Source organism: Terribacillus saccharophilus (assembly GCF_002272075.1).
In the GTDB taxonomy this organism is placed as follows: domain Bacteria; phylum Bacillota; class Bacilli; order Bacillales; family Amphibacillaceae; genus Terribacillus; species Terribacillus saccharophilus_A.
Genome location: NZ_NPBJ01000027.1, coordinates 17,344 through 29,639 on the forward strand (window position 1 = coordinate 17,344; position 12,296 = coordinate 29,639).

Sequence of the window (12,296 nt, forward strand, 5' to 3'; positions counted from 1 at the left end):
CATGACATTATCTAAGGAAAGCCAGACATTTCTCGATAACTTGCGGATTTATCTATTCGCCAGCAACAAAAAAGAAGACGAAGTGAATGAATTAATGGAAGAGTTGGAAGATCACCTGTATGAAGCAGAGCAGAATGGAAAAAATGTCGAGCATATTATCGGGAAGTCTCCAAAAGCATATATGAAGGAAATAGAAGCAGAGGTGGAAACGGATGGGAGGTTTTGGCTTATATTTGTCCCGCTTATCTTGTTGAATGCCTTTGCATATCTCATCATGAATAAGGCGATAGCAGACGAAAGGGATTATTCCATGCTGGCGCTCATTGGAAATCCCTTAGTATTTATTGTTACCATACTCTTGCTGTTTGGAATGTATCGTTTTATAGCAGCAAACAAACTATCCAAAAAAGTGACCGTCATGCTATATATAGTGATGGGATTCGCTCCTACTGCCATGTTCACGGGAATACTGGTGGCAGATCTTTTTATTGAGACACCAATGCTGACAATCAGTCCAGCCATGAATATAGCAGTGATCATTGCCGCTTGCATCATTTTCATTGCTGCAGCACTATATTGGAAAGCGTGGATTTCCGTCATCGTGCCAGCAGTTCTTTACATTCCGCAGGTGATTTTACATTTCATTAATATAAATGAGCAAAGCAAGCTTATTATTATTCTTTCAATCATTATTTTATTTTCTCTATCTCTAATAATTTGGCAACTTAGACTACTTAAGAAAGATAATTAGCGCATGCTTAGGCATGCGTTTTTTATTGACTGGGGAGAGATTTGGATGTAATATATACCCAACAAATGTAATGTATATATTACATAGGAGATCCTGATACATGAAAAATAAAGTGAAATTTACACGGATGGAACAGAAAATGACGCAGGAGCAATTGGCCAGGCAAGTGCGGGTGACCAGGCAGACAATCGGTTTGATCGAAAAAGGAGAGTACAATCCCACGCTTCAGCTCTGTGTTGCGATCGCAAAGGCGTTAGGGAAGACATTGGATGACTTATTCTGGGAGGTAGATTGAGAGTGGAGAAGACATGGATTCGTTTTTTGCTGCCGGATGATGAATACAAGCGCAGGACTATACTCGTTTACTTTGCGGAAGCTGCCATTTTGCAGCTGATAGCTGTCTTGACTCTGATTGTTATTTCTCAATTTGATTTTATTCCTATGGATGGTGTCGTTGTTCTGATTGGGATGTTGTTCGGAACAATAGCTTACGTCTGGATTCGTTATATTCTGTCAGGTATGGAGTTTGCTGAAATAATGACTGCAAAAGCTTATAGACGAGAGAGGAAATTGATTATTATTAAATCAACGTCATTTCTTGTTATTATGTGTGCGAGCATTGCGTCATTCGATGTATTTGGCATGATGTCAGTCCCTCTTATAGAAGGTCTGATCGTCAGCTTCATAGCAGCATTACTGCTGTTCTTAACTAATTATGTATCACTGAAAAGGTCCTACTGGAAAAACCGAGAGTTGATTGACTGACCAGATCATTTACCTGTCGAGCACTGCATATTGCAGTGCTTTTTTCGTGTTTTTCCAATGCGGAAAGGAATTTGTTTTAGCTTAAGGGAAACAGTAGACAAGACAAAGGAGGAGTTCGGATGAAACGTCTTGGTCAGCAGTTTGCTATTTTCTCACTTATATTCTTGCTATTATTTGTCCCTACGTCAGCATTGGCAGTTACAACTGAGTACCCAACATTGGATAAGGCGAAGAGAGTTGAAGAAGCGGGATTCACTAAGGAAGGGTTAGCGAAAGTGGATGAATTAATTGAAAGCGATATCGAAAATGGATTTCCGGGAGCATCATTGCTCATTATAAAGGACGGAAAGATTGTGAAGGAATCCCGTTACGGTTACCGTCAAGTATATGACGGACTGGAGGAGCTTAAAAATCCTAAGAAAGTGAAAAAAGATACCTTATATGATCTGGCTTCCAATACAAAGATGTACGCAACTAATTTTGCGCTGCAGCATCTTGTCAGCGAGGGAGAAATCAGGTTGACGGATAAAGTCAGTGATTACATTCCAGAATTCAAGGATGAGGCAAATGCAGCGATAAAAGGGAAGAATACGATTTTAATACAAGATCTGCTGCAGCACCAGGCAGGTTTTCCAGCGAGTATTGAATTCCATAACCCGGATACAGCAGGTGCATTTTATTCGCAGGATCGAGAGCGTACAATCGAACTTTTGCCTCAGGTTCCGCTCCAATATGAACCAAGAACCAACCACCTGTATAGCGACATTGATTATATGCTGTTGGGTGTCATAGTGGAACGTGTGACGGGTGAAAGACTGGATACGTATGTAGAAGACACCTTTTATGATCCGCTTCGCTTGAAGAATACGATGTTCAACCCCTTGAAGAACGGCGTGAAGGTGAAAGATGTGGCCGCGACAGAGCGTCTAGGTAACACAAGAGATGGGTATTTCTCTTTCCCGAATATCAGGACAGAAACGATTATCGGAGAAGTGCATGATGAGAAAAGCTATTATGCAATGGATGGTATATCCGGGCACGCGGGACTCTTCTCGACGACGAATGATATGGCTGTTTTGCTGCAAGTCATGTTAAATGGCGGCGGATATGGCAAACAGGAATTTTTTGGTGAAGATGTGATTGAGACATTTACAGCGGCTTCTCCTACAAATGAAACGTATGGGCTTGGCTGGCGCAGGAATGGCGATGAAGGGACGATGGATTGGATGTTCGGTTCGTTGGCAAGTGACACAGCCTACGGTCATACGGGCTGGACCGGTACAGTTACAATCCTCGACCCGGAATATGACCTTGGGATCGTCCTGCTGACAAACAAGAAGCACACACCTGTGCTTGATCCGGCAGCAAACAGTAATTTGTTTGCTGGAGACGAATATGCTACAGGCGATTATGGACCAGTTGTCCAGGCGATATATGAAGCGATGGAATGAAAAAACACGGTCATTTGACCGTGTTTTTCTATGTGATAACAAGGGCGCGCCTTCCCATTTCATCATAGATTCGGATAAACTGAGTTTTTCCTACCTTTACATGCTCGCCGCTTTTTTCTGTTGATTCACAGTCGTGGAAATAAACGTAGTCATCATCTGCACCGGTCACGACGATGCAATGCAGCGGACGGGGTGCTTGAACGACTTTCCCAGCTGGAGTGTGCCAGACACGTGGTGTAGGCATGTCATGGTGAATTGTAAACCAAACCAATACAGGGCGGTCATTTGCTACATGAGTTTCAATGACATCCCATGCTTTTCCGTACAGTGCCGAGCTGCCAGACCGGTACTTTTCTGCTACTTGTTTCAGCGGATTCGGGTTTATCGTAATACCATTATCGAATGGATCGCCGACAAAACCATCCTCCGGATCACCCCATATGCGGATTGTTCCATCCTCATTGCGTTCTACAGATGTTTTATCTATGGGCATTTCACGAGCTAATGATAGTTTATCGACATCTTCTCCATAATAGGACAGAGCCATTGCCAGCGCTGTTACTTCACATCCGGAAGGCAGCTCTGGGCGCTGCTTGATGTAGGGTACGTCTAGTAACCTCAAATCTCATCCCACCTTACGCAATTTTTCCTAATTATAGCAATAGAGCGGTGCCGTTGAATACAAGAAAAACTCCACCGAAAGTAAGATGTGGCCAAGAGACGAGCTTGGTATAATGAACAGACAATAGCATAGATGACTCAAGGGTGGTCGGCTCACTTATCCCTCCAGGGAGGGAGGTGATGCCTCTGACAGTATTCGAAACGCTGACGCTGATGATTTCTTTCGGTACGCTGGTTGTTGCGATCATGTCTGATAAAAACCAAAAAAAATAACCACCCTTGAGTGACAGCTCATGATGGGTAGGTTATTTTTTCGCTCTTTCATGGGTCGATTCCTTTGAGGAATCCTTGCTATTGCTTGACCGTTTGGTGTTACCAGCACCAGGCGGTCTTTTTTCGTTATTATCTTATGCACATTTTATCGTAAATAAACCTTGTTGTCATGTGTTTTATGTATGTTTGCAGTGTCCAAACCGAATACCTCAGCAAACCCATTTCTCCCTTTCTCTGTAAGAAGGAGAGCCCGCGATTCGGGTTTTCTTCTCAGCCATTCCATTTCCAGAAAACGTTCCAGCATTTCACTTCCTAAAGCGCCGGCGAGATGGTGCTTCCGCTCGCTCCAGTCCAAGCAGCAGTGGCTGAATGAACGCCTTTTTCTTCGCGTTGTTTCCAAGTTGATACCGAAATTTGAGAAGAAGGCTTCTCCTTTTGCTGTCAGGATGAATTGATCGTGATCTTGAATTATATAACCACTATCAACCAGAGCTTTCGCAACCTGTATACCGAGTGAACCAGCCAAATGATCATAGCAGGTCCTGGCATAGCGGATAGCTTGGTCTTCAGCTGCCTGCTTGAAGGAGGAAACTTGAGCAGGCGGTGTAATTGTCAGCAATGATTCGATTACTTGTGCAATGGCAGGATCTTTTAATCCGTAATAACGATGGCGTCCCTGCTTGGTCTGATCAAGGAACCCAGCTTCTTCTAGCTTTTTTAGATGAAAGCTGGCTGTCTGCGGCGTGATACCGGCAGCCCGAGCTAGCTCCCCTGAAGTATGGAATCTTCCATCGAGCATGTAAGTGAGCATGATACTCCGAGAAGATTCACTAAGCAGGCTTGCAGCTGCTGCGACATGTTGAGGATGCAAACCCATTCTCCTTTCGTAACATCCATATTTCGATGACGCTCGTAATATCTTTATTTTAAGCTAAAGATGGAGAGGGGAGAAGTAAGATGATGAAAACAAAAACAATTAATCCTAAGATTTTATATTATGGCAACGCTGTTGTCCTTCTCACGACAGTGAATGAGGATGGAACGACAAACATCAGTCCAATATCTTCTTCCTGGGCATTGGATCATTTTCTTGTCATCGGTCTCGGTACAACCGGGAAAGCATATGAGAATTTACAGCGGAGAGGGGGATGTGTGCTGAATATTCCAGGTCCTGATTTATGGCAGCACGTCGAACGGATTGCTGCTTGTTCAGGAAAAGAGGCGGTTCCGTCGGATAAAGCGGCATATGGATACATCTCTGTAAAAGATAAATTCCATGCAGCTGGTCTAACGAGAAAAATCTCCTCAGTTGTGAGCGCAGAGGCTATTGCAGAATGCCCATTACAAATTGAAGCAGAAGTAAGACATATCAGAGAACCGGACTATATGGAGGGTATTGCCATTATAGAGGTGGAAGTTGTAGCCGTCCATGCACAGGAAAACATTTTAAAAGAGGGGAAGCATATTGATCCAAGTAAGTGGAGTCCGCTCATCTACAACTTCCGTCATTACTTTGGACTTGGAGAAGAATTAGGCAAGACCGCGCGGGCATAATGGAAGAACCCCTCATCGGTCAGATGAGGGGTTCTGCTATTTAACGAGCAAAAGTTCTTGGAAAGTCGTAAAATCTTGAATAATACCACCTGAACCAAGCTCGTTCTGTTCAAAGGCTTCACGATTTTTCCCAAAAGGATCGATTGCAATGACTGTACCAATTCGGGCTTTCTTCGCGGCGGTGAGACCGGAAAAGGCGTCTTCGATGACAAGGCACTCGTTTGGCTGCAGACCTAGTTTATTAGCTGCTATCAAGAAGATATCAGGAGCAGGTTTTCCGGGGAAACTGCCATCATCGAATGTGACAGTTTCAAAATTGAACCACCTGTCCAGCTTGAAAACATCGAAGTAGAAGGCAACATTTTCTTTCACCGTTGCCGTTGCTATTGTAATAGGCGTACCCTGTGCTTTTAGGTGATCCAAAGTTTCCACCAAACCCTTGGTGAGTACAAGATCCTTCTCATTTTGCAGACATAGATCTCGGTAGAGACTTTCCTTTTCATCGGATAGTTTCTGTATATCTCCCTTTGTGAGGTCATTATTGATGAAGTGTCGTAAAATCTCACTGTTCGTGCGGCCGTGGATATTCTTGAAAATTTCTTCATCTGTTATGGGTGCTGCAGCATACTTGCGGATCATATGGAACCAAGCCTGCTCATGTAAATGGGAATCCAGGAACATGGTGCCGTTGAAATCGAAAATGACGCCTTTCATTTCTATTCCTCCTTATGCCTTTTGTGGTAATTGCATCTCAACATACTGCTCGTAATGCGCCTGAACGTCTGATCGTATCTTGTCATCCGTTATTAGATAATCCATATCATGCAGGTTGTAAAATACATAGAAATCTTCCCGATTGAATTTCGTATGATCGACAAGTAAGTATTTGCTGCGTGAGTTGTTCAGAGCAATCTGATGTGCTTCACCTTCTTCAATGCTGTAGGTAGAAATCTCTTCATTGTGAACCCCGTTCGCACTGATGAAAGCTTTTGTGAAATTGAGCTTTTGCAGGCTGCTATTTACTAGCGGTCCGACGAACGTACCAGTATTTTTTCGGAAATCCCCGCCGATCAGCATAATCTCAGCTGTATCACTTTGGGTTAGGATCTCAAACACTGGATAGCTGTTCGTGATGATTCTGATTTTCTTATGAAGTAAGTGGCGGGCAAGCAGTTCAATCGTTGTTCCTGGACCAAGAAAAACCGTATCTCGGTCATTTACGATAGAAGCAGCTAATGCAGCAATCTGCGTTTTTTCCTCTACTTGGACATCCAGCTTTTCCACATGGGACAACTCCTGGTCCATTGCATGGGTGATACTTTGTGCGCCGCCATGTATCCTTACTAGCTTACCTGCTTTATCCAATTCATCTAAATCTCTGCGGATTGTCATATCTGAAACGTTCAATTCGTGGATGATATCGTTGACTGTTATGATTCCTTGTTTGTTGACGATGTCCACTATTTTCAATAAGCGCTCTCTTTTCAACATATTTTCACCTCAAAACTTTAAACATAACTTATCATATGCAAGTTAATACAGTCAATATAAATAAACAAATACAAACACATGATTGTTTGTTATCCATTAACATTTGCCTAATTTTAGAAAAAAATTCGTTGACAGGTATATTGTATCCGTTTACAATAAACGAAAGATAACAAAAACAAACAATATATTACTGTTTAAACAAACATTCTGGAGGAGGAATCCGATCATGTATAAGTTGCCTGAGGATTTTATATTTGGGGGAGCAACAGCAGCCTATCAAGCAGAGGGTGCGACAAAGGAAGGCGGTAAGGGGCTAGTAGCCTGGGATGAATTCCTGGAGAAGCAAGGACGATTCAGTCCCGATCCTGCTAGTGACTTTTATCATCAATATCCAGAGGACATCAGGCTTTGTGAGAAATTCGGTGTAAATGGTATCCGTATTTCGATTGCATGGACAAGAATTTTCCCTGATGGAACCGGAGAAGTGAATCAAGAAGGTGTCGACTTCTACCATAATCTATTTGCAGAGTGTCAAAAGCGGAATATCACAGCCTTTGTCACCTTACACCATTTTGATACTCCAAAGACACTGTTCGATAAAGGAGACTTCTTGAATCGGGAGAACTTAGACGCCTTCGTCGACTACGCAGAATTCTGTTTCAAGGAATTCCATGAAGTTCACTACTGGAGCACATTCAATGAAATTTATCCGGTTGCCACAAACCAGTACTTATTAGGAACATTTCCGCCGTCTGTGAAAAGTGATTTTTCAATGATCATACAGTGTTTGCATAATATGATGGTTGCCCATGCTCGGACGGTTAACTTGTTTAAGGATAACAACTACCCTGGTGAGATTGGAGTTGTACATTCCTTAGAAACGAAATATCCGGCAACAGACTCACCGGAAGATCAGCATGCGGCTTTCTTGGATGATGCGCTTTCCGTCCGCTTCCTCTTGGATGCTACATATCTCGGATACTATTCAGATAAAACGATGCAAGCACTCGAAGAAATTGCCGAAGCGAACGGTGCGACTTATGAATTCCTAGAAGAAGATTTTGAGATTATGAAGAAGGCATCCCACCGTAATGACTATCTTGGAATCAACCACTATCAATGTCACTTCGTTAAAGCGTATGATGGCGAAACGCAGATTCATCACAATGGAACAGGAGACAAAGGGACTTCTGTCTACAAAGTAAAAGGAATTGGAGAACGAATCTATAAGGAAGGACTGAAGCGCACAGATTGGGATTGGCTGATCTATCCGGAAGGTATGTATGACATCCTAATGCGTATAAAAGAGGATTATCCTCATTACAACAAAATCTATATTACCGAAAACGGAATGGGCTACAAAGATGAGTTCGAGGATGGCGTCATCATGGACGAGGCACGGATCGACTATCTGAAAGTCTACCTGGAAGCTATCGGCAAGGCAATTGAGGATGGGGTGAATGTGAAAGGTTACTTCCTCTGGTCCTTGATGGATCTGTTTTCTTGGACAAATGGGTATAACAAACGCTATGGATTATTCTATGTTGATTTTGAAACACAAAAGCGTTATCCGAAGGCTTCTGCTTACTGGTACAAGCGTCTGAGTGAAACCAAAACAATCAGTTGATTCCCTGCACGGTGGGTCCTGCTCGCCGTGCTTTTCCGAAACTAATATAAAGCAAGCATTCTAGGAGGGTTATTATGACAAAAGAATCATTACAAATGCTAGGTTTTGAGATTGTTGCATATGCCGGGGATGCGCGCAGCTCGCTGATGAAGCTGTTGCGGGAAGTGCGTACAGGAAACTTCGAGAATGTAGAAGAAGAGCTGAAAAGTGCAGATGAAAATCTTAAATTAGCTCACAATGCACAAACGCAAATATTGGCAGATGAAGCAGCCGGCAAGGATATGGATATCGGCTTCATCTTCATCCATGGTCAGGATCATCTGATGACAACATTGCTTCTTCGGGAGCTCGTACAGGACTTCGTCGAGCTCTACCGTAAAACGAGTTAAGAGGAGGAAGTAGGATGAAAGGGATTATAGGGCAAATTGAGAAAGGGAAACCGTTCTTCGAGAAGGTTTCCCGGAATATCTATCTTGGGGCAGTCCGTGACGGTTTCCTGACGGCAATGCCTGCGATTCTGTTCGCCAGTATCTTCATCCTTCTGGCAGCTTTGCCGGAAGTACTAGGATTTGCCTGGCCGGAAAGTGTTTCGACATGGCTGTGGAAAGTATATAACTATTCCATGGGTGTGGTAGGCTTGCTTGTTTCCGCTACAACAGCCAGAAGTCTGAGTGAATCAGTGAACCGAAAAATGCCGAAGAATAAAGTAATCAACTCGACATCAGCAATGCTTGCATCCATTGTTGGGTTCATGCTGTTGAGTGTTTCGCAGATCGACGGTGGGTTCTCTGCCGAATACATGGGAACCAAAGGTTTACTGGCATCATTTGTATCCGCTTTCATAACGGTTAATGTTTATCGTTTCTGTGTATTGAAAAATATTACGATTAAAATGCCAAAAGAAGTGCCAGGAACGATTTCCCAGACATTCAAGGATATTTTCCCGTTCGCATTCTCTGTCCTCGGTATGGTCATTATCGACTTGATTGTGCGTACTACATTGAATGTGCCATTCGCGGAAGCACTAGTCAAACTGCTTTCCCCATTATTCACTGCGGCCGATGGCTACCTCGGTATCATGATTATCTGGGGTATGATGGCATTCTTCTGGTTTGTCGGTGTACACGGACCGTCTATCGTCGAACCAGCGATTGCTGCCATTATCTATGTCAACGTAGAAGCTAATCTGCAGCTATATAATGCAGGCGAGCAGGCATCCAATGTATTGACAGTAGGTCTTGGTAACTTTGTAGGTACGATGGGAGGGACAGGTGCCACGCTTGTAGTGCCGTTCATCTTCATGCTCTTGGCGAAATCCAAACAGCTGAAGGCAGTTGGTAAGGCGTCCTTCATCCCGGTTAGCTTTGCGGTGAACGAGCCATTATTATTCTCGGCGCCGATCATCCTGAATCCGTATTTCTTCATTCCTTTCTTGCTGACACCGATGATCAACGTGTGTATCTTTAAGTTCTTCGTTGATGTCATTGGCATGAATAGTTTCATGTATGTCCTGCCTTGGGCCACACCAGCACCAATCGGCCTTGTGCTCGGAACCGGAATGGGATTATGGTCGTTCGTGCTAGTGTTGACCTTGATTGTCGTAGACTTCTTGATTTATCTGCCGTTCTGTAAGGTATACGACAAAGAGCTCGTCATGCAGGAAGCGCAGAAAGCTCAGTTGGAAGCGGCTGCGGTGAGAACACAGCCAGCTATGGCTGCAGCAGTAAGCGGAATTGCAGCAACGCAAGCAGTGGTAGAACTGGGAGAAACAGAATCTGTTTCCAATGAAGTAAAACCAACAAACGTCCTCGTCCTTTGTGCAGGTGCAGGTACGAGTGCCATGTTAGCCAATGCATTGACAGAAGGAGCTGAACAATTCAGCGTTCCGATCTCAGCATCTGCTGGAGCATACGGCTCGCATTATGAAATCATGCAAGATTACGATATGGTCATCCTGGCGCCTCAGGTGGGATCGTACTTCGAAGATATCAAAGAAGATACTGATCGTCTCGGCATTAAATTAGCTGCAACAAAGGGCGCGGAATATATCAGTTTGACGCGTGATCCGAAGAAAGCAGTTGACTACGTTATCGACCAGCTTAAATAAGCAGGAGGAGAATATCTTGAAAAAGAAGTTCGCATTGCTGTTTGCCTTAATGTTAAGTTTCTCGATTGCTTTCCTAGCAGTTCAGCCCGCTGAAGCAGCTGGCTATGACAGCTCCTTCATCCGAGGTGCAGATATTTCGACGCTAGCGGATATGGAGAAGGCTGGAGCAAAGTATTATGAGAATGGTGTGCAGAAGGATCCCTTGCAAATCTTAAAAGACAATGGAGCTAACTATGTCAGACTGCGTATTTGGAATGACCCGAAAGATGCAGCTGGCAATTCGTATGGTGCAGGTACGAACGATTTGAAAACGACAATCGACTTGGCAAAGCGAGCTAAGGCGAAAGGCATGAAGGTATTGCTTGATTTCCATTACAGCGATTTCTGGGTGGATCCTGGTAAGCAAAATCTGCCGAAAAGCTGGCAGGGATTATCTTTCGAACAGCTAAACACGAAGGTATATGATTATACACACAGTGTGCTTGCCGAAATGAAGAAACAAAATGTCTACCCGGATATGGTTCAGATAGGGAATGAATTAAATAGCGGTATGCTGTGGCCTCATGGTAAAAGCTGGGGGGAAGGCGGCGGTGAATTCGACAGACTTGCAGCGTTCCTCAAGTCTGGTATCAAAGCGGTGAAGGATACAGAACCGAAAGATACTACCTTGATGCTGCATTTGGCAGAGGGCGGTAATTATGAAACCTTTAAATGGTGGTTCGACGAAATAACTGCCCGCAATGTAGAATACGATACAATTGGAATTTCCTATTATCCTTATTGGCACGGTACGCTGGATGACTTGGAAACAAATATGAATAATATATCCAAGCGTTATGGAAAAGATGTCATGGTTGTCGAAACAGCATATGGCCATACGACAGGTAATGCAGATGCAAAGGAAAATGCATTTGGTCAGGAAGAAGCTGCAACTGCTGGTTACGCAGCAACTCCGAAAGGACAACATAACTTTATGCAGGATCTGGTAACGTCTATCCAGCAAGTGCCGAATAAGAAGGGAACCGGATTCTTCTATTGGGAGCCGCTTTGGAATAACGGAAAAGTATCCTGGGCTACGACAGCTGGTATGAATTATCTCGGCGTTACAGATGAACCAGGTAATGAGTGGGATAACCAAGCAATCTTTGATTTCAATGGAAATGCATTGGATGCTGTGAAGATCTTTGGTACACCGAATGCAGCTGCTCAAACGAATTATGCGAAGAATCCTAGCTTTGAATCAGGCGCATCCTCTGGAACTCCGACGGATTGGACAAAATGGACTGCTGCAGGAACAACAGGAACGGCTGTGAAGACAGAAGCTGATGCACTTGATGGGAATTACAAGTTATCGTTCTGGGATGCAAAGGCATATGAAGCATCTATCTACCAGCAGCTGACTGGTTTGCAAAATGGAACGTATAAACTAACTGCTTGGGTGAAAGCAGGCGGTGTGCATTCGACTTCTGAGATCTATGCGAAAAGTGCTACTACGCAGCTGAAGCAGGCAATACCTAGTGTTGCTTCTGATTGGACAAAAGTAACGCTTGATGATGTCAAAGTCACAGATGGTAAGATAGAAATTGGCGTTTACAACAAAGCTCAAGCGAATGCTTGGCTGAATGTCGATCATATAAAGCTCCAGAAAAAATAAGA

14 protein-coding genes are annotated in these 12,296 nt (G+C 43.7%); 10 read left to right on the forward strand and 4 right to left on the reverse strand.

Annotated elements, in window-relative coordinates:
* The first annotated feature begins 1 nt into the window (after position 1).
* From CHH48_RS13800 to pbp4b, 4 genes are all read left to right on the forward strand, one after another.
* Positions 2-751: an HAAS domain-containing protein gene (locus CHH48_RS13800; protein ID WP_095219735.1), complete on the forward strand. Its 750-nt coding sequence runs from the start codon at positions 2-4 to the stop codon at positions 749-751.
* A 100-nt stretch (positions 752-851) separates the two neighbouring features.
* On the forward strand, positions 852-1,046 hold the full coding sequence (locus tag CHH48_RS13805) for a helix-turn-helix transcriptional regulator (RefSeq protein ID WP_095219736.1): 195 nt from the start codon (positions 852-854) through the stop codon (positions 1,044-1,046).
* Positions 1,047-1,048: 2 nt separating this feature from the next.
* Entirely contained in the window at positions 1,049-1,516 is a 468-nt protein-coding gene (locus CHH48_RS13810) for a hypothetical protein (RefSeq protein ID WP_095219737.1), read from the forward strand.
* 119 nt (positions 1,517-1,635) lie between these two features.
* The gene (gene pbp4b, locus CHH48_RS13815) at positions 1,636-2,967 is read left to right on the forward strand and encodes a penicillin binding protein PBP4B (protein WP_095219738.1); all 1,332 of its coding nucleotides are present in this window, start codon (positions 1,636-1,638) and stop codon (positions 2,965-2,967) included.
* 28 nt (positions 2,968-2,995) lie between these two features.
* On the opposite strand, the gene CHH48_RS13820 is transcribed toward pbp4b, so the two are convergent.
* The gene (locus CHH48_RS13820; protein WP_095219739.1) at positions 2,996-3,589 is read right to left on the reverse strand and encodes a C39 family peptidase; all 594 of its coding nucleotides are present in this window, start codon (positions 3,587-3,589) and stop codon (positions 2,996-2,998) included.
* Between the two features lie 179 nt (positions 3,590-3,768).
* Between CHH48_RS13820 and CHH48_RS19820 the strand changes: the two genes are divergently transcribed.
* Positions 3,769-3,861, forward strand: coding sequence for a putative holin-like toxin (locus CHH48_RS19820; RefSeq protein ID WP_245609660.1), 93 nt, complete (start codon positions 3,769-3,771; stop codon positions 3,859-3,861).
* 145 nt (positions 3,862-4,006) lie between these two features.
* Here CHH48_RS19820 and CHH48_RS13825 read toward each other — a convergent pair whose 3' ends face one another.
* On the reverse strand, positions 4,007-4,738 hold the full coding sequence (locus tag CHH48_RS13825) for an ArsR/SmtB family transcription factor (RefSeq protein ID WP_095219740.1): 732 nt from the start codon (positions 4,736-4,738) through the stop codon (positions 4,007-4,009).
* 80 nt (positions 4,739-4,818) lie between these two features.
* On the opposite strand from CHH48_RS13825, the gene CHH48_RS13830 reads away from it, so the two are divergent.
* The gene (locus CHH48_RS13830) at positions 4,819-5,415 is read left to right on the forward strand and encodes a flavin reductase family protein (RefSeq protein ID WP_095219741.1); all 597 of its coding nucleotides are present in this window, start codon (positions 4,819-4,821) and stop codon (positions 5,413-5,415) included.
* A 36-nt stretch (positions 5,416-5,451) separates the two neighbouring features.
* On the opposite strand, the gene CHH48_RS13835 is transcribed toward CHH48_RS13830, so the two are convergent.
* A complete protein-coding gene (locus tag CHH48_RS13835) occupies positions 5,452-6,129 on the reverse strand; it encodes an HAD family hydrolase (protein ID WP_095219742.1) in 678 nt (225 codons plus the stop codon).
* Between the two features lie 12 nt (positions 6,130-6,141).
* The gene (locus CHH48_RS13840) at positions 6,142-6,906 is read right to left on the reverse strand and encodes a DeoR/GlpR family DNA-binding transcription regulator (protein WP_095219743.1); all 765 of its coding nucleotides are present in this window, start codon (positions 6,904-6,906) and stop codon (positions 6,142-6,144) included.
* 226 nt (positions 6,907-7,132) lie between these two features.
* Between CHH48_RS13840 and lacG the strand changes: the two genes are divergently transcribed.
* The 4 genes from lacG to CHH48_RS13860 all read left to right on the forward strand — a co-directional run bounded on the left by lacG (position 7,133) and on the right by CHH48_RS13860 (position 12,294).
* Entirely contained in the window at positions 7,133-8,533 is a 1,401-nt protein-coding gene (gene lacG, locus CHH48_RS13845) for a 6-phospho-beta-galactosidase (protein ID WP_095219744.1), read from the forward strand.
* A 74-nt stretch (positions 8,534-8,607) separates the two neighbouring features.
* Positions 8,608-8,922 (forward strand): PTS lactose/cellobiose transporter subunit IIA, encoded by a 315-nt coding sequence (locus tag CHH48_RS13850; RefSeq protein WP_095219745.1) that lies wholly within the window; start codon positions 8,608-8,610, stop codon positions 8,920-8,922.
* Between the two features lie 14 nt (positions 8,923-8,936).
* A complete protein-coding gene (locus tag CHH48_RS13855; protein ID WP_095219746.1) occupies positions 8,937-10,640 on the forward strand; it encodes a PTS lactose transporter subunit IIBC in 1,704 nt (567 codons plus the stop codon).
* A 16-nt stretch (positions 10,641-10,656) separates the two neighbouring features.
* Positions 10,657-12,294, forward strand: coding sequence for a glycosyl hydrolase 53 family protein (locus CHH48_RS13860; protein ID WP_217903026.1), 1,638 nt, complete (start codon positions 10,657-10,659; stop codon positions 12,292-12,294).
* The last annotated feature ends 2 nt before the right edge of the window (positions 12,295-12,296 follow it).

What these genes read in the sequence shown, in the direction of transcription:
- CHH48_RS13855 (WP_095219746.1), top strand. Translation starts at nt 8,937, where the DNA reads ATGAAAGGGATTATAGGGCAAATTGAGAAAGGGAAACCGTTCTTCGAG.
- lacG (WP_095219744.1), top strand. Translation starts at nt 7,133, where the DNA reads ATGTATAAGTTGCCTGAGGATTTTATATTTGGGGGAGCAACAGCAGCC.
- CHH48_RS13800 (WP_095219735.1), top strand. Translation starts at nt 2, where the DNA reads ATGACATTATCTAAGGAAAGCCAGACATTTCTCGATAACTTGCGGATT.
- pbp4b (WP_095219738.1), top strand. Translation starts at nt 1,636, where the DNA reads ATGAAACGTCTTGGTCAGCAGTTTGCTATTTTCTCACTTATATTCTTG.
- CHH48_RS13835 (WP_095219742.1), bottom strand. Translation starts at nt 6,129, where the DNA reads ATGAAAGGCGTCATTTTCGATTTCAACGGCACCATGTTCCTGGATTCC.
- CHH48_RS13830 (WP_095219741.1), top strand. Translation starts at nt 4,819, where the DNA reads ATGATGAAAACAAAAACAATTAATCCTAAGATTTTATATTATGGCAAC.
- CHH48_RS13850 (WP_095219745.1), top strand. Translation starts at nt 8,608, where the DNA reads ATGACAAAAGAATCATTACAAATGCTAGGTTTTGAGATTGTTGCATAT.
- CHH48_RS19820 (WP_245609660.1), top strand. Translation starts at nt 3,769, where the DNA reads ATGCCTCTGACAGTATTCGAAACGCTGACGCTGATGATTTCTTTCGGT.
- CHH48_RS13805 (WP_095219736.1), top strand. Translation starts at nt 852, where the DNA reads ATGAAAAATAAAGTGAAATTTACACGGATGGAACAGAAAATGACGCAG.
- CHH48_RS13840 (WP_095219743.1), bottom strand. Translation starts at nt 6,906, where the DNA reads ATGTTGAAAAGAGAGCGCTTATTGAAAATAGTGGACATCGTCAACAAA.
- CHH48_RS13825 (WP_095219740.1), bottom strand. Translation starts at nt 4,738, where the DNA reads ATGGGTTTGCATCCTCAACATGTCGCAGCAGCTGCAAGCCTGCTTAGT.